General features: G+C 64.2%; 18 protein-coding genes. 4 read left to right on the forward strand and 14 right to left on the reverse strand.

Going from position 1 to position 26,522, the window contains the following annotated elements; genetic code table 11:
- Window positions 1-49: 49 nt before the first annotated feature.
- Window positions 50-1,030: a catalase family peroxidase gene (locus FFS30_RS03080; protein ID WP_137911637.1), complete on the forward strand. Its 981-nt coding sequence runs from the start codon at window positions 50-52 to the stop codon at window positions 1,028-1,030.
- 103 nt (window positions 1,031-1,133) lie between these two features.
- On the opposite strand, the gene upp is transcribed toward FFS30_RS03080, so the two are convergent.
- The 4 genes from upp to FFS30_RS03100 form a co-directional block, all read right to left on the reverse strand.
- Window positions 1,134-1,763, reverse strand: coding sequence for a uracil phosphoribosyltransferase (gene upp, locus FFS30_RS03085; RefSeq protein ID WP_137911638.1), 630 nt, complete (start codon window positions 1,761-1,763; stop codon window positions 1,134-1,136).
- Window positions 1,764-1,935: 172 nt separating this feature from the next.
- Entirely contained in the window at window positions 1,936-3,210 is a 1,275-nt protein-coding gene (locus FFS30_RS03090; RefSeq protein ID WP_137911639.1) for a URC4/urg3 family protein, read from the reverse strand.
- A complete protein-coding gene (locus FFS30_RS03095) occupies window positions 3,203-4,459 on the reverse strand; it encodes a GTP cyclohydrolase II (protein WP_137911640.1) in 1,257 nt (418 codons plus the stop codon). Before FFS30_RS03095 ends, FFS30_RS03090 begins: the two co-directional genes overlap by 8 nt.
- A 12-nt stretch (window positions 4,460-4,471) precedes the next feature.
- Window positions 4,472-4,822 carry a hypothetical protein gene (locus tag FFS30_RS03100; protein ID WP_137911641.1) on the reverse strand — a complete coding sequence of 117 codons (351 nt, stop codon included), beginning with the start codon at window positions 4,820-4,822 and terminating at the stop codon, window positions 4,472-4,474.
- A 32-nt stretch (window positions 4,823-4,854) separates the two neighbouring features.
- Between FFS30_RS03100 and metK the strand changes: the two genes are divergently transcribed.
- The gene (metK, locus tag FFS30_RS03105) at window positions 4,855-6,048 is read left to right on the forward strand and encodes a methionine adenosyltransferase (protein ID WP_137911642.1); all 1,194 of its coding nucleotides are present in this window, start codon (window positions 4,855-4,857) and stop codon (window positions 6,046-6,048) included.
- Window positions 6,049-6,167: 119 nt separating this feature from the next.
- On the opposite strand, the gene FFS30_RS03110 is transcribed toward metK, so the two are convergent.
- From FFS30_RS03110 to FFS30_RS03135, 6 genes are all read right to left on the reverse strand, one after another.
- Window positions 6,168-7,523 carry a hypothetical protein gene (locus tag FFS30_RS03110; RefSeq protein WP_137911643.1) on the reverse strand — a complete coding sequence of 452 codons (1,356 nt, stop codon included), beginning with the start codon at window positions 7,521-7,523 and terminating at the stop codon, window positions 6,168-6,170.
- Between the two features lie 51 nt (window positions 7,524-7,574).
- The gene (locus FFS30_RS03115) at window positions 7,575-10,175 is read right to left on the reverse strand and encodes a TonB-dependent receptor (protein ID WP_137911644.1); all 2,601 of its coding nucleotides are present in this window, start codon (window positions 10,173-10,175) and stop codon (window positions 7,575-7,577) included.
- Window positions 10,176-10,273: 98 nt separating this feature from the next.
- Entirely contained in the window at window positions 10,274-11,272 is a 999-nt protein-coding gene (locus FFS30_RS03120) for a FecR domain-containing protein (RefSeq protein WP_137911645.1), read from the reverse strand.
- 22 nt (window positions 11,273-11,294) lie between these two features.
- On the reverse strand, window positions 11,295-11,843 hold the full coding sequence (locus tag FFS30_RS03125; RefSeq protein WP_171014385.1) for an RNA polymerase sigma factor: 549 nt from the start codon (window positions 11,841-11,843) through the stop codon (window positions 11,295-11,297).
- A 252-nt stretch (window positions 11,844-12,095) separates the two neighbouring features.
- Window positions 12,096-13,766: an amidohydrolase gene (locus tag FFS30_RS03130; RefSeq protein WP_137911647.1), complete on the reverse strand. Its 1,671-nt coding sequence runs from the start codon at window positions 13,764-13,766 to the stop codon at window positions 12,096-12,098.
- Window positions 13,767-13,892: 126 nt separating this feature from the next.
- Window positions 13,893-14,690: an alpha/beta fold hydrolase gene (locus tag FFS30_RS03135; protein WP_137911648.1), complete on the reverse strand. Its 798-nt coding sequence runs from the start codon at window positions 14,688-14,690 to the stop codon at window positions 13,893-13,895.
- Window positions 14,691-14,794: 104 nt separating this feature from the next.
- Here FFS30_RS03135 and FFS30_RS03140 point away from each other — a divergent pair, with 104 nt between their 5' ends.
- Window positions 14,795-15,757: a LysR family transcriptional regulator gene (locus tag FFS30_RS03140; protein WP_137911649.1), complete on the forward strand. Its 963-nt coding sequence runs from the start codon at window positions 14,795-14,797 to the stop codon at window positions 15,755-15,757.
- 68 nt (window positions 15,758-15,825) lie between these two features.
- A complete protein-coding gene (locus FFS30_RS03145; RefSeq protein ID WP_137911650.1) occupies window positions 15,826-16,392 on the forward strand; it encodes a DUF2845 domain-containing protein in 567 nt (188 codons plus the stop codon).
- A gap of 75 nt (window positions 16,393-16,467) precedes the next feature.
- On the opposite strand, the gene rpoC is transcribed toward FFS30_RS03145, so the two are convergent.
- From rpoC to rplJ, 4 genes are all read right to left on the reverse strand, one after another.
- Window positions 16,468-20,664 carry a DNA-directed RNA polymerase subunit beta' gene (gene rpoC / locus FFS30_RS03150; RefSeq protein ID WP_137911651.1) on the reverse strand — a complete coding sequence of 1,399 codons (4,197 nt, stop codon included), beginning with the start codon at window positions 20,662-20,664 and terminating at the stop codon, window positions 16,468-16,470.
- 124 nt (window positions 20,665-20,788) lie between these two features.
- The gene (rpoB, locus tag FFS30_RS03155) at window positions 20,789-24,961 is read right to left on the reverse strand and encodes a DNA-directed RNA polymerase subunit beta (protein ID WP_171014480.1); all 4,173 of its coding nucleotides are present in this window, start codon (window positions 24,959-24,961) and stop codon (window positions 20,789-20,791) included.
- Between the two features lie 386 nt (window positions 24,962-25,347).
- Entirely contained in the window at window positions 25,348-25,728 is a 381-nt protein-coding gene (rplL, locus tag FFS30_RS03160) for a 50S ribosomal protein L7/L12 (protein WP_137911652.1), read from the reverse strand.
- A gap of 60 nt (window positions 25,729-25,788) precedes the next feature.
- Window positions 25,789-26,316, reverse strand: coding sequence for a 50S ribosomal protein L10 (gene rplJ / locus FFS30_RS03165; protein WP_137911653.1), 528 nt, complete (start codon window positions 26,314-26,316; stop codon window positions 25,789-25,791).
- Window positions 26,317-26,522 lie beyond the last annotated feature (206 nt).

Here is a 26,522-nt window from a genome sequence, read left to right on the forward strand (position 1 = left end):
CTGCGGCGCCCGGCGGCGTTCTTCTTCGCACGATCCTTAGGAAAACGTCATGAAGAATTTCACCGCCGCGCTGCTCGCTGTCGCCGTCGCATTGCCCGCGGCGAGCCACGCCTCCGATCCGAACGTCAACGTGCAGATCGTCGATGCACTGCAGAAGCGCTACGGCGCGCATCCCGGCTATCGCGCCAATCACGCCAAGGGCGTCGTCGTCGAAGGCAGCTTCACGCCGTCGGCCGAGGCCACGCCGCTCACGCGCTCACCGATCTATGCCGGCGCGACGTTGCCGGTGACCGCGCGCTTCTCCGACGCAGGCGGCCTGCCCGACCTGCACGATGCCGCGCCCGAGGCGAACCCGCACGGCATTGCAATCAAGTTCCATCTGCCGAACGGCGTGGACAGCGACATTGTCGCAAATTCGTTCAAGTTCTTTCCCGTCGCCACGCCCGAGGATTTCCGTGATCTGCAGCTCGCCGCCGCGTCGAGCGCGCCCGGCGCACCGAAATCGGCGCAGCTCGATGCGTTCCTCAAAGCGCACCCGAGCGTCGGCAAAGCGGTCGCCACACTCGGAACGCCGGCGAGCTTCGCCGACGAGGAGTACTACGGCATCGACGCGTTCGTGTTCGCGAACAAGGACGGCACGAAGCAGGCATTCCGCTACGTCATCGCGCCCGCCAAAGTGGTGCATCTGCCGAAAGCCGAGGCAGCGAAGAAGTCGGCGAACTACTTGTTCGACAATCTGCCGCAGCGTCTCGCGAAAGGACCGGTGACTTTCCACATCAAGGCTCAGCTCGCCACGCCGGGCGACCAGACCAAGGATCCGACGCAACCGTGGCCGGCCGACCGCAAAATCGTCGATCTCGGCGTACTGACGATCACCAAGGTCGTCGCCGACAGCGACGCCGCGCAAAAGAAGCTCCTGTTCATCCCGGGCCGATTGACCGACGGCATCGCACCCTCGGACGATCCGCTCATCCCGGCGCGCGACGGCTCGTACGCGGTCTCGTTCGGGCGGCGTAGCGCGGGCTCGTAAGCAGTCGTCCGCCGTGGCGGGACGCGCACCTCTCTAGCGGCACATCGGTGCAGGTGTGCGAATTCCGTTCGCACACCGCTCTCGCGGATCGGAAAACTGCGGCCTATTTGGTGCCGAACAAGCGGTCGCCCGCGTCGCCGAGACCCGGCACGATGTAGCCGTGGTCGTTGAGATGGCTGTCGATCGCCGCCGTGTAGATCGGCACTTCGGGATGCGCGTCCTGCAAGACCTTGATGCCCTCGGGCGCGGCGACGAGGCAGACGAATTTGATCGCCTGCGCACCGCGTTCTTTGATCCGGTCGAGCGCGGCGACGGCGGAATGTCCCGTTGCGAGCATCGGATCGAGCACGACGGCAAGGCGCTCGCCGATGTCGAGCGGCAGCTTGCAGTAGTACTCGACCGCTTCGAGCGTGTGCGGGTCGCGATACAGGCCGACATGGCCGACGCGCGCCGACGGAATGATGTCGAGCATGCCGTCGAGCAAGCCGTTGCCGGCACGCAGGATCGAGATCAGGCAGAGCTTCTTCGACGACAGAGTTGGCGCGTCGATGGTCGCCAACGGCGTTTCGATCTGCATCGTCTCGAGCAGCAGATCGCGCGTCACCTCGTAGGCCATCAACGTGCCGATTTCCGAAAGCAGTTGACGGAACTCCGCAGTCGACGCCTGCTTGCGCCGCATCAGGGTCAGTTTGTGTTGGACCAGCGGATGATCTATGACGACGACGTTGGACATATTCGCAACCTCACGGATTGATAAAGCGCCTGCCTCCCTTCTCCCCGCGGGAGAAGGTGGCGCGGCAGCGCCGGATGAGGGAAAAGCACCCCGGTTTCGCAATGCGTCGCAAATTGAGATGCTTTTCCCTCATCTGCCCCCGGGCGTTTTCTTCCGAAGGGCGAAGGGAAGATTAAAAAACGGTTCCGTCACTGACGATATTCAAAGGCGGCGCGCCGCCCGGCCGCTTCTCCGCGGCGATCTTGCGCCCGGCTGTCCAAGTGCCGCCTTCGAGCACGCGCACGAGCGGCAGGCTGTCGGCATCGAGGCCGAGCTTGACACGGATGCGCTCGGCGACGCGATCGAGGCCGATTACGGTCAGCGCACGCCACTCGACGATCGCCGGATGGTCCACGCTGAGCGCCTGAGTATACAAATTCGCATCGCGCGACCGGATCACGTCGAAATCGAGCAGAAGGCCGCCGTTGCGGTACTCAGGCAGGCCGGTCAGCCGGTCGAGGCCCGTGACTTCGAGGCCGCCGTCGGCGAGTGGCTCCAGCAGCGAATAAGCGAGCCACTGGGTCAGCTTGTGGAACGGTACGAGCCCGTCGGTCGGATCGTTCGCGTCGGCCGCCGCACTCGGATGCTTCCAGCAATCGCCGAGATCGACGCCGCCGATTTCGAGGCGCCCCGGCCAGACCGGGCCGAGCGCGTGCAACAGGGTTTCGAGCAACAGGCTCGCCGGAATCTTCCCATCGACGGCGCGCGCCGCCAGATAGTCGTAGAGATGACCAAGCCGTGCCGGCGCGCCGAACACCGCCGCGTTGGTGCGAGCCGCCGCACCGAGCCGGCGCAGCAGGTTCGTGCGCCCCGGCACGCCGACCAGCGGATTGTTGGCGTCGACCTGAAAGCCGCGCTCGATATCGTCATCGGCGAGCTGCATCAGCGCGGCCGCATCACTGCGCAGCGGCGTGGTCTTGTCGGCCGAGAACGCGCCGGCGACGAACATGTCGAAGCTCGCCACGCCGAGGCCTTCCGAGCGCGAAAAGCCTTTGTGATTCGCACCGTCGTAGTATTCCCACGACGCGCCCGCGCCGGCGTCGAGCAGGACGCTCGGAATGGTCAGATCGATGCCGATGCGCGCGCGTTCCGCCGCATGCTCCGGCCCGGACAATCCCTGCTGCTCGACCAGCCTACCCCAGCGGTCGATGCCGCCCGCCTCGAAATGGCGGCGGCGGCTGTGGATCGGCACCTTCAGATCGGGAAAGCGCTTGCGCATCACGCCGAGCACGTAGTCGGCGCAGGCGTCGAGCTTGTCCTCGTGCCAGGTGAAATGCGGCGTCTTGCCCGCTTCCGCGGCGGCCATAATGCGGCTGCAGCGCTCGCGCACCGCGTCGGCGCTCAGCAGCTTCAGCGCGGCCTGCTTTTCCTTGCTCTGCGCCTGCTCACTGCCCCCTGGGTTATTCATTCAGTCCTCGTCCTTTTGCCTGTGCGAGCACGTCCGCCGTCGGTGCGGCTTCGGTGCTGAAGTAGCCCGCCGCGACTTTCGCGTCCATTTCCACGCGCGCATCCTGCGGAATCAGTTCGTCGGGAATCGCCACGCGTTCGACCACGTCGATGCCCTGCTCGACGAGCGCGCCGTGCTTCATATTGCTCATCGAGGCCCAGCGGTCGATGCGCCTGATGCCGAGCCAGTGGAACACGTCGGGCATAAGTTCCTGGAAGCGCATGTCCTGCACGCCGGCGACGCATTCGGTGCGCGCAAAATACGTTTCGGCGCGGTCGCCGCCTTGCTGGCGCTTGCGCGCGTTGTAGACAAGGAACTTGGTCACCTCGCCGAGCGCGCGGCCTTCCTTGCGGTTGTAGACGACGAGACCGACACCGCCCTGCTGTGCCATTTCAATGCAGACCTCGATGCCGTGGGCGAGATACGGGCGGCAGGTACAGATGTCCGAACCGAACACGTCGGAGCCGTTGCATTCGTCGTGCACGCGGCAGGCGACCTTGGTTTCGTCTTTGCCGAGCTGGGTCGTATCGCCGAAGAAGTACAGGGTCATGCCGCCGATCGGCGGCAGGAAGACGTGCAGGTCGGAGCGCGTGACCAGTTCGGGGAACATGCCGCCGGTCTGCTCGAACAGGCCGCGGCGCAAGTCCGACTCCTTGATGCCGAAACGCTGCGCAATACCGGGCAGATACCAGACCGGATCGACCGCGGCCTTGGTCACTTTCACGTCGCCGTTCGCGTGAAGGATGTGCCCGTCGGCCTTGAGCCTGCCCGCTTCGATCGCGTCCTTGAGCTCGGGCATATTGATGTGCGCGCGCGTCACCGCGATCGTCGGCCGGATATCGGCACCGGCAGCAATGTCGTCGGCGAACGCCGTCGCGACCATATGGCCCCAGGGATCGAGCGAAACGATCTTGTCGTTGCCGGCCGCGTTCTTCTCCGACCACTGCGCATGCGGGCCTAACGGATCGGCCGGCGCGGTATTGGTCAGATCGGGCCGATGCCCGCGGTCGAGGCGGCCGGCGGCGATCGCCAGGGCGCGGTATACGGCGTAGGCACCCGAGTGCGTGCCGATGACGTTGCGTTTGGCGGAATCGGTCAGCGAAGCGATAATCGGCCCGCGTTCTTTCGGCGTGGGTGCGCCCCAGTGAATCGGTGCCGCCTGACTGCGGCTGTCGGGGTGTGACGTCAGGACGATGTGGCGTGAACTCATGTCTTTAGGCGGTCACAAAAATGCAGCATACCGAGTTTTAAGGACGTGTAAAGTAGATTGAAAAAGCGCGCTGTAACGTGATTCCGGCGCGCGCCGAGTGTTGAACGAACTCAGTACCTGCAGTCGAATTTTCGCCTCGGGGTGTTGTTGAACGGTTTTACGCGACGGAATAGGACAAAGGTGAAGATCGAGAAATGGAGTTGCGCTCGAACTGGAGTGACGAACGAATGAATCCGCCATCTTCGACCGAATGGATAAATAGCCGTCTAAACGTCCAAATAACCCGCCGCTGAACACCCTGCCTCTTTCCACGCCTGCAAGCTGCAAAGCCACCTCGATCCGTGTATGATGCGCGGTTTCCATCTTTCCATCCGAATTAAAGGATATATACCGAAATGAGCAACTATCTCTTCACCTCCGAATCGGTGTCCGAAGGCCATCCGGACAAGGTTGCCGACCAGATCTCCGACGCCGTGCTCGACGCCATCCTCGTGCAGGACAAGCGTGCGCGCGTCGCCTGCGAAACGCTGGTGAAGACAGGCGTTGCGATCGTCGCGGGCGAAGTCACGACGAGTGCGTGGATCGACCTCGAAGCGCTGACCCGCAAGGTGATCCTCGACATCGGCTACAACTCGTCCGACGTCGGCTTCGACGGCGCCACCTGCGGCGTGCTCAACCTGATCGGCAAGCAGTCGCCCGACATCAACCAGGGCGTCGACCGCAAGTCGCCGGAAGAACAGGGCGCGGGCGACCAGGGCCTGATGTTCGGCTACGCGACCAACGAAACGCGCGACTACATGCCGGCCGCGATCTACTACTCGCACCGTCTCGTCGAACAGCAGGCCAAGGTGCGCAAGAAGGGCAAGCTCAAGTGGCTGCGCCCCGATGCGAAGTCGCAGGTCACCCTGCGCTACGAGGACGGCAAGGCCGTCGCGATCGATGCCGTCGTGCTCTCTACCCAGCACGATCCGGGCATCAAGCAGAAGGATCTCGTCGCCGGCGTGCGCGAGGAAATCCTCAACCCGGTGCTGCCGGCCAAGTGGCTGCACAAGGGCACCAAGTTCCACATCAATCCGACCGGCAAGTTCGTCATCGGCGGCCCGGTCGGCGACTGCGGCCTGACCGGCCGCAAGATCATCGTCGACACCTACGGCGGCTGGGCCCGTCACGGCGGCGGCGCGTTCTCGGGCAAGGATCCGTCCAAGGTCGACCGCTCGGCCGCTTACGCGGCGCGCTACGTGGCGAAGAACATCGTTGCGGCCGGCATCGCCGACCGTTGCGAAATCCAGGTCAGCTACGCGATCGGCGTGGCCGAACCGACCTCGATCTCGGTGACCACGTTCGGCACCGGCAAGATTCCGGACGCGCAGATCGAAAAGCTGATCCGCAAGCACTTCGACCTGCGTCCGTACGGCATCATCAAGATGCTCGACCTGATCCACCCGATGTACCAGCAGACCGCCGCCTACGGCCATTTCGGCCGCACCCCGCAGCAGGTCAAGCTGGCCAACGGCGAAACCTACACCACGTTCTCGTGGGAGAAGACGGACAAGGCCGAGCAACTGCGCGCGGATGCGAAGCTGAAGTAAGCCACCCGCGTCATCGATTCGCAAAAAAGGCCGCGATTGCGGCCTTTTTTGTGCGCGGCGGATTTGCCCCGCGCGAACAACGGTGCGAGTCCCTGTCTGGACTCAGCCGAAGCGGCGCTCTAGGGATTCGGCTTGTTGCCCGTCTCGACCCAGCCGATCACGTCGTTGACCGCGGCGACGATCTGCTCCGAGGTGAATCCGCAGTGTGCGAGACCCGGCGTATCCGAGCCGAGCACGTGGGGGTCTTCCTTCTGCGGCACCTGGCGGTCGACGAAGTTCGCGCCGTTGCCGGCCTGCGCGATCGCCTCGCGCAACATCGGCTCATGGACGTCGGTCGGCACGAGCGGATCGACGGCGTTGTAGATCGAGATCAACTTGGCGTCGAAGCGGCCGGTCGGCTTGTACCACGCGTTAGCCTTCGCCACGGCCGCGGGATCGGCATGCACGCGTTCGATGTCGCGGTTCAAGGCCGCGTTCTCGGCTTCCGACAGATGCGGGCTCGAATAGGTCTTCGCCGAATTGTCGTAGATCGGGCCGCCGAAGGTCGCGTTGATGTCGTCCTGGCCCAGTGCGAGCGTCGCTAGCGGCACGGCAAACGCCGCCGGGTCCTTCACCGTGCCGGCGACGGCGACGATGTTGTCGATGATGCGGTCCTCGGCGCCGCCCGGATGCGCCTTGGCGACCGCAAACAGCGCGAGCATAGGCGCGCGCACGCGCAATATCTGCACGGCGAGCGTGGCCGGCGCGACGTAGTTGAGCGGCCCGGACGGGAAGCTCGCGAGCGCCGAACGCGCGATGCTCTTGTCGCCCGGTAGTTCGTAGGCCGTGCCGCGCGTAAAATAGTTGTAGGCCGCGCGGATATCGATCATCCAGCCAATCTGACGCGGCCAGTCGCCGACCACGCCGCAGGCGGCGATCGCGCCGGCAAATTCGTGCGGATATTTCTCGATGAGTCCCATCGTGATGTTGCCGCCCATCGAGCCGCCGAACATGTAGGCGCGCGTCGAACCGAGCCGGTCGGTGAACTGTTTTAGCCGATAGGTGTTTTCGATCGCGCTCTCGACCGCGACGCCCGACTTGTCGTAAGCGCTTTCGCCGACGGCGAAGCCGCGCGCATACGGCGTGCGCACGACGCCCAATGCATCGCGATCGAGCGGATTGGCTGCCACGCCGAGATTGTTCCAGGCTCCGGGCGGGCTGTAGCCGTTGGCCCAGAGCACGACTTGCTTGTTCCAGCGCCACGGCACGGCGAGATTGAACGGATGTCCTTCGAGATATCCCTTGAAGCGCAGGCCGCCGTCATCCGTGCGGGTGACGCCGAGCGAGGTCGCGCCGGCTTTCTCCGCAAGTTCGACGAGGGCTTTCTGCTCGTCGTCGAAGCTGCCCGCGCTGCGACTGATGAACCAACTGCCGCCGACGCCGAGCGCAACGACAAGCGCGAGCAGCACGACGACGAAAAGTATAATTTTTCTCATGATCTTCCCCTGCTTCGATTGCCGCCGTCGCGGCGCTGGCCCTGCAGCCGCTCAATAACTTCCGGACAACCGCAGCATCCAGGTGCGCGGCTGGATATAGGTGACTTCATGCCAAGGATATGCCGGGCCGCCGGAGTAGGCCGTGGTGATGCCACGCCGGTCGAATGCGTTGTTCAAGCTCAGCGAGATCTCCGGAGACGTCGGCAGTGTGGAGAATCCGACGCGCAACTGCGCATCGACTTCGCTGTAACCGAACACCGTATCGGGCTGGTTGATGCCGTAGGTCGCGCGGCCGATGTAAGCATCGGTAAGATAACCACCCCAGTACCACGAACCCATGCTGCGCTGATAGTCGAGTGTCGCCGCGCCCTGCCATTTCGGCGACAGCGGCCACGCCGTGCCCTTCGGCACCAGCGGCTGTGTCGATACGGCGGTGACGAAATCTGATGTCGTCTTCGCCAGATTGTAGGTCGCCGCGAAGCGAAATTTCAGTCCGGACACCTGTGGAAACAGATATTGCAGCGAGGTCTCGACACCCTTGCTCGTCACGCCGCCGACGTTGTCGATGTACGAGCCGAGCCCGCCCTCGGTGAACACGAGCACCTGCGGGTTGTTCCACTTTTCGTAGAACGCCGTGGCGTCGACCTGCAGGGTATTGTCGAGCCACCTCGAGCGCAGACCGATTTCGTAGTTCCAGATCGTGTCGGTCTTGAACGTCGGCGGCGCCTGCATCGTCGTGAACAAGCCGGACACGCCCCACTGCACGCCGCCGACGCGATAACCCTTGGAGACGGCGCCGTACAGCATTGCCGAGTCGGTCACGTGCCACTGCAGCGAGACCTTGGGATCGAAGCCCGAGTCCTTGACCGTTTGGTCGATGTAGCGCCCATTCGGACTTCCGGTCAGCGCGAGCAGCAGACCGGTATTGTCGGCCGTACCGCCCGAAGAGGTGCGATACAGGCGGCCGCCGATGCTCGCTTCCCAGCTGTCGCCGAACTTGCGCGTCACATCGAAAAACGCGGCAAGCTCTTTCACCTGCACGTCGAGATCGAGTTTCTCGTACGGCGGCTGGCCGAGTGCGAGCCATGCCGCTCCGGCGCCCGGCAGGAGGATCCGATCGAGCAGGCTAGCTGCGGTCAACGGCGACAGCGAAGGATCGCCGAGCGGATATGCATCGCGCTGGCTGATGCTTTGATGTGAGGCGAACACCCCGCCCACCCAGCGCCAGTTCGAATCGGCATCGTCCTTGGACACCAGGCGCAGTTCCTGGCTCCACGAGTTCGAGGTGTCGTGATACGTCGTCGCCACGAGCGGATAGCCTCCGCCCGGTATCTGCTGCCCGGTGCCTTCGATGAACGAGCGGTAGTCCTTCCACACATAGCCGGTGCTGGAGACGAAATCGAACGCGCCGAAGTCGTATTGGACCTTGAGCGAGGTGAGATCGTAGTTGCCGCTCCACGGACTCTGGCGCAGATGATCGTCGTTGGCGAGAACGCCGTCGCGGTTGTTCGCTTCGCCGATGTCGTGCTGGGTGGTGCGTTGCGTGGCATAGGTGAGCTGCACCTGCAGAGCCTCGTTCGGCTTCCACGCGAGGATCGCGCGCTGGCCGCTCTGGTGGCCACGGTTACCGTCCTTGTCGCCTCTGAGCACGTTGTCGATCCAGCCCGGCGTGCCCGAATCGTAGGCGACGACGCGCAGCGCCAGAGTGTCGCTCGTCAGCGGCACGTTGATCATCGCGCCGGCTCCCCACGGATTGTTGCCGTGGCTGACGCTGCCGCCCTGCACATAGTATTTGCCTTCGAGCGCGCCGAAGTCCGGCGCAACGGGCACGTAGCGGATCGCGCCGTTCAAGGCCGAGGCACCGAACAGCGTGCCCTGCGGGCCTTTCAACACTTCGACGTTCTCCATGTCGAACGGATTCGGATCGAGGGTCACGTGCGGCACGTAGGAATCCAGGAACGAGATATCGTCGAACAGGATGCCCGCGGTCGGATTCGTGTTGGCCTCGCCCGAGATGCCGCGGATCGTGATGCGCGCGGCGTTGCTTGCCGGCGACGTCAGGTTCACACCCGGCACGAGTTCGACGATGTTCGCGAGATTCTGCGCGCCGCGCTTTTCCAGTTCGCTGCCGGTGATCACCGCGATGCTGCCGGGAATCGATTCGACCGACTGCGCGCGCTTGGTCGCGGTGACGACGACCGATTCCAACGCCGCCGGCTTGTCGCCCGCAGGCGGATCGCTCTGCGCAGAAGCCGGCGCAACGGCCGCCGATGCGCTGGCGCTGCCGCCGCCGTTCGCCGCGGCCGCCTTGATCGCGATCGTGTTCGCGTCGGTAAATTCGTAGGTGAGGTGGGTGCCGTGCAGCAGCGCCTTGAGCGCCTCTTCGGTCGAAGCCGTAGCGGCGAACGCCGCGACGCGGATTCCCTTGACCAGCGCCGGCGCATACAAGACCTGCATGTGGCTCTGCGTCGCGAGCTGGCGCAGCGCCTCGTCGAGCGTACCGGCGGCGATGTGGAACGGCACAGCACCCGCGCTCGGCGGAGGATTCGCGGCGGCGTTGCCGTGCATGCCGATGGCGATTGCAACGGCCACGGCGAGCGCACCGGCGCGCCAGTTCGAACGCCTTGCGCGGCGCGGATCGTATCGAAACATTGTGCCTCCCTGAGTGTGGACGGACTTGAGCCGTCTTCACCTTATGCACAACGCAGCGGTTCCGCGATTCCCCTATCCGCGTGCAAACGCCGCTTCGATCATCGCCGGGCGTACAGCTTCGTCTCGCCGTCCGGCGAGGTTTCCGCGCGCACCGGAAACGCGCTCTGCAGCGCGCGCACGAGCGCATCGGTGTTGCCGATGCGGAAGTCGCCGCTCACTTCCATCGACGCCAACTGCGCATCGGCGATGACGAGACGGCCGGGCCCGTAGCGGTTGACCCGCGCGACGACGTCGGCGAGCGGTGTTGCGCGGAATATCAGATGGCCGCTGCTCCAGTCGGTGACGGCGGCCAGATTGGTCACGCTCAGTTTTCGCCACACGTTCGCGGCGGAAATCAGTTGATCGCCCGGCACGAGTTCGACCGCGCCCGCGCCGCCGTCGCGCGTCACTTCGGCGCGGCCGCTGATCAAGGTCACCTGAGTGTCTTCCGCGCTGCGGTGGATATTGAAACTGGTGCCGAGATCGGTGACGGTGATTGCGCCCATACGCACGTGAAACGGACGCTCGGCCTCGTGAGTCACGTCGAACAGCACCTCGCCGCGGACCAGTTCGACATCGCGCTTCTGCACATCGATGCGCACGCGGATGCTCGTGTCGGTGTTGAGTTTCAAGTGCGAGCCGTCGGCTAGGACCAGCTCGCGCTGTTCGCCGGCTTGGGTCGTGTATTCCGGCGTGTCCGGCGTCGCAGCGTTCCTCGGCGCCAGGCGTACGCCGAGGGCGAGACATGCAGCCGCGCCAGCAGCAAGGAGCGCGCCGCGCCGCCAGGTCATGGGAAAGCGGAAGTTTGTCGGCGCCGTGCTGCGCGCAGCCTCGGCGCGCCATTCGCTCATTTTCGGCTGCGGTGCGAGCGCATTCAGGTCGTTCCAGAAGCGCTGCACGCGCGCATACGCTTCGGCGTGCTCGGGCGCTGCGGCGATCCACGTATCGAAAGCGCGGCGCTCCTGCGCCGTGCAATCGTCGGCGCGCAGGCGCGCGAACCAGAACCGTGCCTGGTCGCGGGATGTGCCTGACGCTGACGATGTTGCCGGATTCATCATGGATGGAAACGCACTCGACCGATCAATCCCCTATCACATTCATGCACGCCGCCAGTGCGTGCGCAACCTGGTTCTCGACCGTCCGCGGCGACGTGCCGAGACGCTGGCCGATTTCTCGATAGCTCAAGCCCTCGAAGCGATGCAGCACGAACACCTCGCGGCAGCGCGGCGGCAGATGTCCGATCGCGTCCATGATCAGGGCCAGATTCTCGCGCCCCATTTCCACCTGCTCCGGCCCCGCCCCGGCCGGCGGCAGCTCGGCCTCGTCGAGCGCGCAATGATCGTGAGCGCGATGCGACTCGGCGCGGCGGTGGCGATCCGTTATCACGTTGGCGGCAATGCGGTAGAGCATCGCGCGCAAATCCTCACCGGCGATACTGCCGCGATAGCGCAGCGCGCGCAGGCAGCTTTCCTGAACCACGTCGTCGACCGCATCGGCCGCGGAAAGCTGACCGCGCAGATGCTGACGCAGCCCGGGAATGGTTCCGGCCAGGCTGCGTCCGAACGCATCGTCCGCGGCCAATGCAGCAGGGGCTGCGGGATTCAGCTCGGTGGAAAAAGGCAGATTCATTTCACTGCTTCGACCAGAGAGACAAGTGAATGGTATCGGTATCATAGCCGGCCGCCCAGCACTGTCAATTTGCGTTCGCAGCAAAGCGTGCCGGAACATCGGCGCATTCGCCCGGCAAGTCTCGCGGTGCGGGCCAGGGATGCTCCGCGCGCTTATACCCGCGCGGCAGCCGCTGTACTTCGAGTAGTGACCAAACGCTCTCGCAGCATCAGGCACGAGGTATACGGTTTCTTTAGTGGACGCCGAGTCGTTTCAGTCCGCCCCGCGAGCGTAGACGCGGCGGCCGCCGACCCAGGTTTCGAGCACGACGGTCGACCAGATCTGCGCGGGCTTGCCCGCAAAGATGTCGCGGTCGATCAGGAGGAAATCGGCGCATTTGCCGGGCTCGAGCGTACCGAGCGTCTTCTCCGCGTGGCCGGCGTAGGCGGCGTCGAGGGTGAACGCGCGCAGCGCCTCGGTCAGCGTCAGTGCCTGCTGCGGATACCAGCCGCCGGGCGGGCGGCCGTCATGGTCCTGGCGCGTCACTGCCGAATACAAACCGTAGAACGGATTCGGCGATTCGACCGGAAAATCCGAACCGCCCGCGACCACCGTGCCCTGGCGCAGGAAGGTACGCCAGGCGTACGCGCCCTGCATACGTTGCTTGCCGAGGCGGTCTTCGGCCATGTTCATGTCCGAGGTCGCGTGCGTCGGCTGCATCGAAGCGATCAGGTTCAATTCGCGGAAACGCGGAATGTCCTCGGGCGCGACAATCTGTGCATGTTCGATGCGATTGCGCAGATCCTTGCCGCCCTGCGTCTTGTAGACCGCGGCGAAGCTGTCGAGCACCTCGCGGTTGGCGGCGTCGCCGATTGCGTGCACGCCGACCTGATAGCCCTTGCCGATCGCCTTGGCGATCATCGCGGTCAGCTCGTCGGGTTTGTGGAACAGCAGGCCCTTGTTGTGTGCGTCATCCGAATACGGCGCGAGCAGCGCCGCGCCGCGACTGCCCAAGGCGCCGTCGGCATACAGTTTCACCGCGCGTACGTCGAGAAAGCCGCCGCCGTAGCCCGTGAGCGGGCCGTCCACCGCAAGGCGGTCGAAGTCCTTGCCGGTGCCGCCGATCAGCGCGTAGATGCGCGCGCTGAGCTTGTGCGCGTCGGCATAGCGTTTGAACAGAGCGACCGTATCCGCATCGATGCCAGCGTCGTGCGCGCCGGTCAGGCCGTTCTTCGCCATCTCGGCAAGCGCCGCGTCGAGCGCCTTTTCCGCCTCGGCCGCGGTCATCGCCGGAATCTTCGCGGTGATGAGTTCCATCGCGGCGTCGACGAACACGCCGCTCGGTTTTCCCGCGGCGTCGCGTTCGATGCGGCCGCCGGCCGGGTCCTTGGTATTCGCATCGATGCCCGCGAGCTTTATCGCCGCGCTGTTCGCCCAGCCGGCGTGGCCGTCGACGCGCTCCAGCCAGACGGGCCGATCGGCAACGACGCCGTCGAGCTCGCGCGCGGTCGGAAAGCGGCCGAGCTTCCAGATCGCCTGGTTCCAGCCGCGGCCTTCGACCCAGGCCATGTCCACATGCGCGGCCGCGTAGGTTTTCACCGCCGCGAGTGCATCGGCCAGTGACTTCGTTGCAGTGAGATCGGCCTGGCGCAGCGCGATGCCGAGCCCCATCACGTGACCGTGTGCGTCGATCAGGCCCGGGATCAGTGTGCGCCCCTTGCCGTCGAGCACCTGTGCGCCGCCGGACCGCTGCGCGAGATCGGCGTGCGAGCCGGTCGCGACGACGCGGCCCTGCTCGACCAGCATCGCCTCGAAGCGCTGGAGCTTGCCCGCGCTGTCGAGCGTATAGCCGTTGACGTGATCGACGAAGAGATCGGCTGCCACTGCGGGCACAGCCAGCAGAGCAGCGACGGCAAAAACGCACACGCGACGCAGGACGATCATGATGCAACGCTCTCCCGGTTGGCGGAACGAAGCGCGTGGTCGCCACACGGCGTCCGCGGCGCGCCGTGTGAGCATACCGATTCCGCGGCGCTTGTCAGCCTGCGAGCCGGGCGTTCATGACGCAGTTCACGCCGCGAGCAGGAACTCGCTCGTCGCACGCAGGAATTCGTCGCTGCGTTCGATGTTGGGCATATGCACGACGGGCAGAGTCAGCAACTTGGCTCCCACAATCGCGGCTGCGATCGCTTCACCGTGGCTAGCCAGCGTCACGGTATCGTCGCGCCCCGCGAGCACGAGCGTGGGACGCGTGACGAGCGCGACGCTTCTGCGCAGATCGGCGTCGCGCACGGCCGCATAGGCGCCGGCGAGGCCGTGCCGGTCGATCGTGAGCAGCATCGCGCGGAAGCGTTCGATCACCGGCGGGCTCGCTTCGAGCATAGGCGTCGGAAACCAGTTGCGAAGAAACATCTCCGCGATCCGGGTCATGTCAGTCGCCTGCAAAGTCTCGGAGATACGCGCGTCGAATTGATCGGCCGGGCCGAGATGGGAAGAAGTGTTCGCGAGGATCAGGCGATCGATACGTTCGGGCGCATGGATGCCGAGCCACTGGCCGATAAAGCCGCCCAGAGACAAGCCGAGGAAATGCACGCGCTCGATGCCGAGCGCGTCGAGCAGCTCGATCACGTCGCGGCCAAGGCGGTCGAGCGAATAGGCACCCGCCGGCACGCTCGACGCACCATGTCCGCGCAAATCGTAGCGTAGGACGTGGAACTGCTGCGACAGCGCCTCGATCTGTTCGTCCCACATGTGCAGCGTACTGGCGATCGAATTCGACAACATCAGGATCGGCTTGTCGGCATCGCCGTCGAACCGATAGGCGATGCGGTGTCCGTCGCCGGCCGTGAAATAAGAAAGATCGTTCATCGCACTTCGTTCCGTTGGCGGTGGATTCCGCGAAACGAATCCTAGTTGCGGTCCAACCGGATAGATATTACAAAGATCGAGCAATCTCTGTAGAGAAATCCGACATGACCGCATTCACTCTCCACGACCTGCAGTGTTTCGACGCGGTGGTCCGCGCGGGCGGCTTTCAGGCCGCAGCCGCGTTGCTGCACCGCTCGCATCCGTCAGTGTTCGCCGCCGTGGCGAAGCTGGAAAAGCAGCTCGACCTGCCCCTGCTCGACCGCAGCGGCTATCGCGTCGCGCCGACCGCGGCCGGGCGGTCATTCCACCGCCGTGCGCAAACATTGCTGCGCGAATTGGACGGCCTGCGCACGCACGCGGCCCAGTTGGCGATGGGCGAAGAGAGCGAGCTGCGCGTCGTGATCGGCGACCTCTGCCCGCTGCAGCAGACGCTGGGCTTGCTGACCCGTTTCTTCGCGACCTGCCCCGCCACGCGCCTGCATCTGCATTTCGAGGCCGTCTCCGGCCCGCGCGAACGTCTGCTCGACGGCGACGCCGACCTGGTCCTGCATCATGTCGACCGGGCCGATCCGCGTGTGGAGTGGTTCGATCTGTGCCGGCTGGCGATCGTGCCGGTGGTCGCGCCGGGTTTCCTGCCGTTCGCGGCGTCGCGCAACATCAGGCCCGAGTCGCTGCGCGATCTCACTCAGTGTGTGATTCGCGACACCGCCCGGCATTCGCCCGCGTCGAATTACTTCATCGTCGAGGGCGCGCCGCAGTGCACGGTCGCCGATCAGTCGATGAAGAAGGAAATGATCCTGCAGGGCATGGGCTGGGGCCACCTGCCGCGCTACCTGATCGAGCGCGAACTACGCGACGGGCGGCTCCTGTCGATCGCAGGCCGCCATTTGCGCGGCAAGACTGAAGAACTCGCGGTCGCCCGGCGCAGCGACAGGCCGCAGGGTCCGGTCGCGAACCGGCTGTGGCGCTATCTGCAGGAGCAGGCGCCGAAGCTGCGCTCCGCGCTGGACCCGGCAACGCCGAAACTACGCAAAGAACGGGCACGCCGCGGGTCCGCACGTCGCTAGACGCATGCAACGGAACTTGTCCTTTTCCCGTCGATCTATGATCGAACCGTTGCCGGAGCCGTTGCGCCATGTGCCGTTACCTGTTGCTCGCCCTCGTCCTCCTGTTCGCCAGTCCTCACGCCTTCGCCCTACGCTGCGGCAACATGCTGGTGACGAAGGAGATACAGGATTTCCAGGTGCGCGACCGCTGCGGCGATCCGTTCTGGACCGAGAGTTATACCAACTACGACCTGCTCGGCTCGCAGGATAACGGACAGATCGCGCGCGAGGTGCAGTACGACGTCTGGTACTACAACTTCGGTCCGAGCAATCTCATGCACCGGCTCGTGTTCCGCGATGGCATCCTCAAGCAGGACGACACTCTGGCCTACGGGGTGCGTGAACTCGGCACGAAATGCGATCCGTTGATGCGCTTCGTCGACCTGAGCGTCGGCGAACTCGTCGCCTTCTGCGGTGAACCGCTGACGCGCCGGCAGAACAACGACACCGTCGTCAACCGGCTCGCTCCGGGCTATCGCCGCATCCGCGAGCAGCGCAGGGAGTTGTGGACTTACGATATGGGCGAGAACCGCTTCCTGCGCCAATTGCAGTTGGTCGAAGGGCGTGTCGTTTCGATACGCGCCATCGAACGCTGACTTCCCACCCTCCGGGCATGAAAAAGGCCGCTTGCGCGGCCTTTTTCATTGCTGATTGGCGAGAACTCGCGCCGCTCAGTCGCCGTGCGCTTCGCCGACGAACTCGGTCACGCCGCCACGCAGCGTCTCGAAGTCGGCGTCGGACAGGGCGCCGGCCTTCTTGCGACGCTGGCTGTGATAGGCCAGGCCGGTACCCGCCGGGATCAAGCGGCCGACGATCACGTTCTCCTTAAGACCGCGCAGCGTATCGCGCGTACCGCGCACCGCCGCTTCGGTCAGCACGCGCGTGGTCTCCTGGAACGAGGCCGCCGAGATGAACGACTCCGTCGCCAGCGACGCCTTGGTGATACCCAAGAGCATCGGATCGAACTCGGCCGGACGCTCGTCGCGAGCCTTGGCGCGGGCGTTCTCTTCGCCGACGCGCTTGCGGTCGCTCTGTTCGCCTCTGAGATAACGCGTGTCGCCCGGAACGGTGATCTCGACCTTGCGCAGCATCTGGCGAATGATCGCTTCGATGTGCTTGTCGTTGATGCGCACGCCCTGAAGGCGGTACACGTCCTGGATTTCCTTGACCAGATAAGCGGCAAGCGGCTCGACGCCGAGCAGGCGCAGGATGTCGTGCGGATTCGGCTCGCCGTCGACGACGGTTTCGCCCTTCTCCACATGCTCGCCTTCGAAGACGATGACCTGACGCCACTTCGGAATCAGCTCCTCGTGATCGTTGCCGTCGGCGTCCTTGATGACCAGACGCTGCTTGCCCTTGGTGTCCTTGCCGAAACTGACGATGCCGGAGACTTCGGCGAGGATCGCCGGTTCCTTCGGCTTGCGCGCCTCGAACAGGTCGGCCACGCGCGGAAGACCACCGGTGATGTCGCGGGTCTTCGAGGTTTCCTGCGGGATACGCGCGACGACGTCGCCGACGCCCACTTCCGCGCCGTCCTGCAGCGAGATAATCGCACCGGCCGGCAGGAAGTACTGCGCCGAGATGTCGGTACCCGGCAGACGCAGTTCCTTGCCCTTCTTGTCTTCCAGACGCACGATCGGACGCAGATCCTTGGCCTGCGTACCGCGGCGCTTCGGATCGGTGACGACCGCCGACTCGAGGCCGGTCAGTTCGTCGGTCTGCGCCTGCACGGTGACACCGTCGATGAAGTCGATGAAGCGCACCCTACCGGCCACTTCGGTGACGATCGGGTGGGTGTGCGGATCCCAGTTGGCGATGGTCTGGCCAGCCTTGACCGGCGCGCCGTCCTTGACCGAAATCGTCGCACCGTACGGCACCTTGTAGCGCTCACGCTCGCGGCCATGCGCGTCCATGATCGACAACTCGCCCGAACGCGACACGGCGACGAGATGGCCCGCGCTGTGCTGCACGGTCTTCAAGTTGTTGAACTTGACCGCGCCGGTGGTGCGCACCGACACGTTGTCGACTGCGGCCGCACGCGACGCCGCACCACCGATGTGGAACGTACGCATGGTCAGCTGCGTGCCCGGCTCACCGATCGACTGTGCGGCGATGACGCCAACCGCTTCACCCATGTTGACGATGTGACCGCGCGCGAGGTCGCGTCCGTAGCAGTGCGCGCAGATGCCGAAGCTCGATTCGCAGGTGATCGGCGAACGCACGAGCAGGGTCTGCACGCCGGCGGCTTCGAGTTTCTCGACCCACTTTTCGTCGAGCAGCGTGTTGCGCGTGACGATCGGCTCGTCGTCGTTGCCCGGCGCGTAGGTGTCTGCCGCGACGACGCGACCGAGGACGCGGTCCTTCAACGGTTCGACGACATCGCCGCCTTCGACGATCGCGGTCAGAGTCAGGCCGTTGTGGGTGCCGCAATCCGGCTCGGTGACGACCACGTCCTGGGCGACGTCGACGAGACGACGCGTCAGATAACCCGAGTTCGCCGTCTTCAACGCCGTGTCGGCCAGACCCTTACGAGCGCCGTGCGTCGAGTTGAAGTACTGCAGCACGTCGAGGCCTTCGCGGAAGTTCGCCTTGATCGGCGTCTCGATGATCGAGCCGTCCGGCTTGGCCATCAGGCCGCGCATACCGGCGAGCTGACGGATCTGCGCCTGCGAACCGCGCGCGCCCGAGTCGGCCATGATGTACAGCGAGTTCATCGACTTCTGGTCGACGTCCTTGCCGTCGGCGGTCTTCACCTTGTCGAAGCCGATGCCCTTCATCATCGCCGCGGCGATCTTTTCGTTGGTGCGCGACCAGATGTCGACGACCTTGTTGTAGCGCTCGCCCGCGGTGACGAGACCCGAAGCGAACTGCTCCTGGATTTCGGTCACTTCGGTTTCGGCTTCCTCGAGGATGCCGGCCTTCTCGGCCGGAATCTTCATGTCGTCGATACCGATCGAAATGCCCGCACGCGTCGCGTAGTTGAAGCCCGTGTACATGAGCTTGTCGGCGAACACGACGGTGTCCTTGAGGCCGAGGCGGCGGTAGCAGGCGTTGATCAGGCGACCGATCGCTTTCTTGGTCAGCTCGATGTTGGCGATTTCGAACGGCAGGCCTTCCGGCAGGATTTCGGCCAGCAGCGCACGGCCGACCGTCGTGTCGACGATCGACGTCTTCTGCGTGCGCGTACCGTCTTCACCCACCTGCACTTCGGCGAGGCGCACCTTGATTTTGGCGTGCAGCTCGACCGCGCGGTTGTCGTAGGCGCGCTTCACTTCGGCCGTGTTGGCGAAGACCATGCCCTCGCCCTTCACGTTGGTCAGCTCGCGCGTCATGTAGTACAGACCGAGCACGACGTCCTGCGACGGCACGATGATCGGATCGCCGTTCGCTGGCGAGAGGATGTTGTTCGACGACATCATCAACGCGCGCGCTTCGAGCTGCGCTTCGAGCGACAGCGGCACGTGCACGGCCATCTGGTCGCCGTCGAAGTCGGCATTGAACGCGGTACAGACCAGCGGATGCAGCTGGATCGCCTTGCCTTCGACCAGCACCGGCTCGAACGCCTGGATGCCGAGACGATGCAGGGTCGGCGCACGGTTCAGCAGCACCGGATGCTCGCGGATCACCTCTTCAAGGATGTCCCACACTTCGGCTTCTTCGCGCTCGACCAGCTTCTTCGCCGCCTTGATCGTCGTGGCGAGGCCGCGACGCTGCAGCTTGGAGAAGATGAACGGCTTGAACAGTTCCAGCGCCATCTTCTTCGGCAGGCCGCACTCGTGCAGCTTGAGCGTCGGGCCGACCACGATGACCGAACGGCCCGAGTAGTCGACGCGCTTGCCGAGCAGGTTCTGGCGGAAACGGCCCTGCTTGCCCTTGATCATGTCGGCGAGCGACTTCAGCGCGCGCTTGTTCGTGCCGGTGATGGCGCGGCCGCGACGGCCGTTGTCCATCAGCGCGTCGACCGCTTCCTGCAGCATGCGCTTCTCGTTGCGCACGATGATGTCGGGCGCATTGAGTTCGAGCAGGCGCTTCAGGCGGTTGTTGCGGTTGATGACGCGGCGGTACAGATCGTTGAGGTCCGACGTGGCGAAACGGCCGCCGTCGAGCGGGACGAGCGGACGCAGGTCGGGCGGCAGCACCGGCAACACGGTCATGACCATGTATTCCGGACGGTTGCCCGACTCGATGAAGGCCTCGACCAGCTTGATGCGCTTGGACAGGCGCTTGAGCTTGGTCTCCGAGCTCGTGCCGGCGATTTCTTCGCGCAGCTTGATCAGCTCGGCGTTGAGGTCGATGGTCTTGAGCAGCTCGTAGACGGCCTCGGCGCCCATGCGCGCGTCGAACTCGTCGCCGTGCTCCTCGACCGCCTGCAGGTACTGCTCTTCGTTGAGCAGTTGGCCACGCGTCAGCGCGGTCAGGCCCGGATCGACGACGACGTAGGCTTCGAAGTAGAGGATGCGCTCGATGTCGCGCAGGGTCATGTCGAGCATCAGGCCAATGCGCGACGGCAGCGACTTGAGGAACCAGATGTGCGCGACCGGCGAAGCCAGCTCGATGTGGCCCATGCGCTCACGGCGCACCTTGGTCAGGGTCACTTCGGTGCCGCACTTCTCGCAGACGACGCCGCGGTGCTTCATGCGCTTGTACTTGCCGCACAGGCACTCGTAGTCCTTGATCGGGCCGAAGATGGCCGCGCAGAACAGACCGTCGCGCTCAGGCTTGAACGTACGGTAGTTGATCGTCTCGGGCTTCTTCACTTCGCCGAACGACCACGAGCGGATCAGTTCCGGCGAGGCCAGCGCGATCTTGATCGAATCGAAATCGAGCGACTGGCGGGTTTGGTTGAAGAGGTTCAGAAGGTCTTTCATGGTGTACTCCGGGGAGGAGGAATCTTTGTCGAGGGGGCTTGTGAGCGGTCAACAGTGAGCGGTAAGCGGTGAAGAGCGGGAGCGTTTTTTCCGCTCACCGCTCACCGCTATCCCGCTCACGCTTTCAATGCTCCTCAAGCTCCATGTTGATCGCCAGAGAACGAATCTCCTTGACCAGCACGTTGAACGACTCGGGCATGCCCGCAGCCATCTCGTGGTTGCCGTCGACGATGTTCTTGTACATCTGGTTGCGGCCCGGCACATCGTCGGACTTCACCGTCAGCATTTCCTGCAGCGTGTACGCCGCGCCGTAGGCCTCGAGCGCCCAGACTTCCATTTCGCCGAAGCGCTGGCCACCGAACTGCGCCTTGCCGCCGAGCGGCTGCTGGGTGACGAGCGAGTACGGACCGGTCGAACGCGCGTGCATCTTGTCGTCGACAAGGTGGTTGAGCTTGAGCATATGCATGTAGCCCACCGTCACCTTACGGTCGAACGCTTCGCCCGTGCGGCCGTCGAACAGCGTGGTCTGACCGGACTCCGGCAGGTCGGCGAGCTTGAGCATGTGCTTGATCTCGCTTTCCGCCGCACCGTCGAACACCGGCGTCGACATCGGCACGCCGACCTGCAGGTTCTTCGCCAGGGCGAAGATTTCCTCGTCGCTGAGCGACTTCAGATTGACGCGCTGGCCGAACGTATCCTTGTCGTGGTTGTAGATATCGTCGAGATACTTGCGCAGTTCGATGACCTTGGCCTGCGCTTCGAGCATGCGCTGGATCTTCTCGCCGATGCCCTTCGCGGCCCAACCGAGGTGCACTTCGAGAATCTGGCCGATGTTCATACGCGACGGCACGCCGAGCGGGTTCAGCACGATGTCGATCGACTGACCGTTCGCCATGTACGGCATGTCCTCGACCGGACGGATCATCGAGACCACACCCTTGTTGCCGTGACGGCCGGCCATCTTGTCGCCCGGCTGAATGCGGCGCTTAACGGCGAGGTAGACCTTGACCATCTTAAGCACGCCCGGAGCGAGATCGTCGCCAGCGGTGATCTTGGCCTGCTTGGCCTTGAAGCGCTTCTCGAACTCGGCGCGGTGCGCGTCGATCTGCGCCTTGGCCTTCTCGAGCAGGTCGGCGGCGTCCTCTTCCTTCATGCGCAGCGAGAACCACTCGTCGCGCTTAAGGCTGTCGAGGAACTCGCTGGTCAGCGCCGTGCCCTTCTTGACGCCGGCCGGGCCGCCGTTGGCGACCTGACCGATCAGCTGGCCGCGCAGACGCGAGTAGATCGCGCCTTCGAGGATGCGGAACTGGTCGTCGAAGTCCTTCTTGACGCGCTTGATTTCCATCTGCTCGATCTGCAGCGCGCGCTTGTCCTTCTCGATACCGTCGCGGGTGAACACGGTCACGTCGATGACCGTGCCGTCCATGCCCGGCGGCACGCGCAGCGACGAGTCTTTCACGTCGCTGGCTTTCTCGCCGAAGATCGCACGCAGCAGCTTCTCTTCCGGCGTGAGCTGCGACTCGCCCTTCGGCGTGACCTTGCCGACGAGGATGTCGCCCGCCTTCACTTCGGCGCCGATGTAGACGACGCCCGATTCGTCGAGACGCGACAGCGCCTGTTCACCGACGTTCGGGATGTCCGCGGTGATTTCTTCCGGTCCGAGCTTGGTGTCGCGCGCCTGGATCGTCAGTTCTTCGATGTGGATCGTCGTGTAACGGTCTTCCTCGACGACGCGCTCGGAGAGCAGGATCGAGTCTTCGAAGTTGTAGCCGTTCCACGGCATGAACGCGACCAGCATGTTCTGGCCGAGCGCGAGCTCGCCCAGGTCGGTCGACGAACCGTCGGCCAGCACGTCGCCCTTGGCGACGATGTCGCCGACGTTGACGAGCGGACGCTGATTGAGGTTCGTGTTCTGGTTCGAGCGCGTGTACTTGGTCAGCGTGTAGATGTCGACGCCGGCGTCGTTGTCGCCGATCTCGTCTTCATGCACGCGTACGACGATACGGCCCGCGTCGACCTGGTCGATCACGCCGCCGCGACGCGCGGTCGCAGTGACGCCCGAGTCGCGCGCGACCGGGCGCTCGATGCCCGTACCGACGAGCGGGGTCTGCGAACGCAGCGTCGGCACGGCCTGGCGCTGCATGTTCGCGCCCATCAGCGCGCGGTTCGCGTCGTCGTGCTCGAGGAACGGCACGAGCGCGGCCGCGACCGACACGGTCTGCATCGGCGAGACGTCCATCAACTGGATGTCCTGCGGATGACGCAGTTCCGATTCGCCCTTGTAACGGCAGGCGACGAAGTCTTCGGTGAACGCGCCGTTCTTGTCGAGCGGCGAGTTCGCCTGCGCAATCACGTAGTCGCCTTCTTCGATCGCGGAGAAATACTCGACCTTGTCGGTGACCTTGCCATTGACGATCTTGCGATACGGCGTCTCGAGGAAGCCGTACGAGTTGGTGCGCGCATAGACGGCGAGCGAGTTGATCAGGCCGATGTTCGGACCTTCCGGCGTCTCGATCGTGCAGACGCGGCCGTAGTGGGTCGGATGCACGTCGCGCACTTCGAAGCCGGCGCGCTCGCGCGTCAGGCCGCCCGGACCGAGCGCCGAAACGCGGCGCTTGTGGGTGACCTCGGACAGCGGGTTGTTCTGGTCCATGAACTGCGAGAGCTGCGACGAGCCGAAGAACTCCTTGATCGCCGCACCGACCGGCTTGGCATTGATCAGGTCCTGCGGGGTCAGGCCCTCGGCCTCGGCCAGCGACAGGCGCTCGCGCACCGCGCGCTCGACGCGGACGAGACCGATGCGGAACACGTTCTCGGCCATTTCACCGACCGAACGCACGCGACGGTTGCCGAGGTGGTCGATGTCGTCCACAGTGCCGCGGCCGTTGCGGATGTCGACCAGCACCTTGAGCACGTCGAGGATGTCCGACGTGTTGCCGTACTTCTCGACGAGCGACTTCGACTCGGCGTCGTTGCGCGCACCGAAGTACTTCGAGTCGTACAGCACGCCCGTGCCGGTCGTCTCCTTGCGGCCGACGCGGCGGTTGAACTTCATGCGGCCGACGGCCGAGAGGTCGTAGCGCTCGAAGGTGAAGAACAGGTTGAAGAACAGGTTCTGCGCGGCTTCCTTGGTCGGCGGCTCGCCCGGACGCATCATGCGGTAGATTTCGACCAGCGCTTCGAGCGGGGTCTTGGTCGCGTCGATGCGCAGCGTGTTCGAGATGTACGGACCACGGTCGAGATCGTTGACGTAGAGCGTGCCGATCTTGTCGATGCCGGCCTTGCGGAAGTTGGCCAGATGCACGGCGTCGATCTCGGCGTTGGCCGCGGCGAGCAGTTCGCCGGTCTTCGCGTCGACGATGTCGTGCGCGAGGATGCGGCCGAGCAGGTAATCGTCCGGCACTTCGAGCGACTTGATCTTGGCTTCCTGCAGCAGACGCACGTGGCGCGCGGTGATGCGCTTGCCGGTCTCGACGATGATCTTGTCGCTGGCCTTGACGTCGAAGTTCAGCGTTTCACCACGCAGACGCTCGGCGACGAGTTCGAGCTTGGCGCCTTCCTTCTTGTCGAGGTGGAAGACGTTCTTCTCGAAGAAGATGTCGAGGATTTCTTCGTTGTTGTAGCCGAGCGCGCGCAGCAGCTGCGTCACCGGCAGCTTGCGGCGGCGGTCGATACGCGTGAACAGCGCGTCCTTCGGGTCGAACTCGAAGTCGAGCCACGAACCGCGGTAAGGAATGATGCGCGCCGAGTACAGCAGCTTGCCCGAGCTGTGCGTCTTGCCGCGATCGTGATCGAAGAACACGCCCGGCGAACGGTGCAGCTGCGAGACGATGACGCGCTCGGTGCCGTTGATGATGAAGGTGCCGGTGTCGGTCATGAGCGGCAGTTCGCCCATGTAGACTTCCTGCTCCTTGACGTACTTGATCGCCTTGTTCGACGCCGGCGATTCCTTATCGTAGATGACCAAGCGCACGAGCACGCGCAGCGGCGCGCCGTAGCTCATGCCACGCGAACGGCACTCGCGCTCGTCGAACGCCGGCTCGCCGAGACGGTAGCTGACGTACTCGAGCGCGGCGTTGCCCGAATAACTGACGATCGGGAACACCGACTTGAGCGCCGCGTGCAAGCCATGCTCGGCACGCGCCTTGACGTCCACGCCCTCCTGCAGGAACTCGCGATAGGAGTCGGTCTGGATCGCGAGCAGCGGCGGCACGCCGAGCACGACCGGGCGTTTGCCGAAGTCCTTGCGGATGCGCTTCTTTTCGGTGAAGGAGTAGGTTGTCGACATGGCGGGCACCACCTTGATAGTCATGCGCCGGTTCAAGCAAACCGGCTGGGGAGGAAACTTCCGTGGAATCACCGACCGGGTCGCGACGCGCGGTTGCCCGCACGCTCGATCGGCAAATCCTTGAAGGCGTCAGACAGAAGACGTGAAGCGAAGCCGAAACACAGAACTTTCAATGAATCGTTTCGAACTTCGAGAACTTCACATCTTCTGTCTGCCGTCTAACAAATTGCGTCAACGAACAAAGCCCGGGGGCTTGCGCCCCCAGGCTAAATGCTCGTCATTCCCGCAACAGCGGGAATCCAGTTTTTGCTTTTTTTGTTTGCTTCCACTCATCAATAACTGGATCCCGGAACAACGCACGTCTATGTGCCGTCCGGGATGACGTCATCCTGACGTCACTTGATTTCGACAGTCGCGCCGGCAGCCTCGAGTTCCTTCTTGAACTTCGCGGAGTCGTCTTTGTTCACGCCGTCCTTGACGGTGGCGGGAGCGGACTCGACGAGGTCCTTGGCTTCCTTCAGACCCAGACCCGTGATCGTGCGCACAGCCTTGATCACTTCGACCTTCTTCTCGCCGGCGGCCTTCAGGACGACGGTGAACTCGGTCTTCTCTTCCACCGGAGCGGCGGCGGCGGCGGCACCGCCGACGGCGGCAACGGCCACCGGGGCAGCGGCGGACACGCCGAACTTGTCTTCCATCAGCTTGACCAGGTCGGTGACGTCGATCAGGCTCAGGTTGGCGATTGCTTCAACGATTTCTTCTTTCGTAACGGCCATTTTGATTTACCTCAAAGTAAAAATGTATAGTTTTTGCCTAGTGGCAAAAGTGGACTGACGTCAGCCGGCGGCCTTCTGATCGCGTACCGCAGCGACCACGCGCGCCACTTGGGCGGCGGGTTCGGCCAGGGTGCGGACCAGCTTGGTGATCGGCGCCTGAATCACGCCGAGCAGCATAGACAGGGCCTGTTCGCGGGTCGGCAGAGACGCGAGCTTCTCGATGTGAGAGCCCGGGAACATCTGTCCGCCGATCGCGACGACCTTGGGGACCAGCTTTTCGTTCGCCTTGGAGAACTCCTTGACCAACCGGCCTGCAGCACCCGGGTCTTCCTCGGAGAAGGCATACAGCATCGGGCCGACCAGCGCGTCCTTGACGACGGCGTAATCGGTACCTTCCACTGCGCGCCGCACCAGGGTGTTCTTCGCGACTTTCACGAAGACCTTGGATTGGCGAGCCTTCTTGCGCAGCTCGGTGAGCTGTCCTACGGTAAGACCTGCGTACTCGGCGGCGACCATCGAGTGAGCCTTGGCGGCCACATTCGCCAGTTCGGCAACGACGACTTTCTTTTGCTCTAGATTGAGCGCCATTGCTTTACCTTCCGAATTGGGAACGGGTTGCGCTGCATGCGCTTGCCGCTCCGCTATTCCATCGAGTCCGTTTCCCTGTGGACTCGCTGGCATCTTTCGATGCCGAACTGGTGGCCGTATGCGTTACGAATAACTCTTACGGGCTGCACCATCTACGCAGGCTGTTTTCCATCTCGATTAAGGTCCGGTATCGCTCGCGTTGGCTT

The sequence above is a fragment of the Rudaea sp. 3F27F6 genome (assembly GCF_005503555.1).
In the GTDB taxonomy this organism is placed as follows: Bacteria; Pseudomonadota; Gammaproteobacteria; order Xanthomonadales; family Rhodanobacteraceae; genus Rudaea.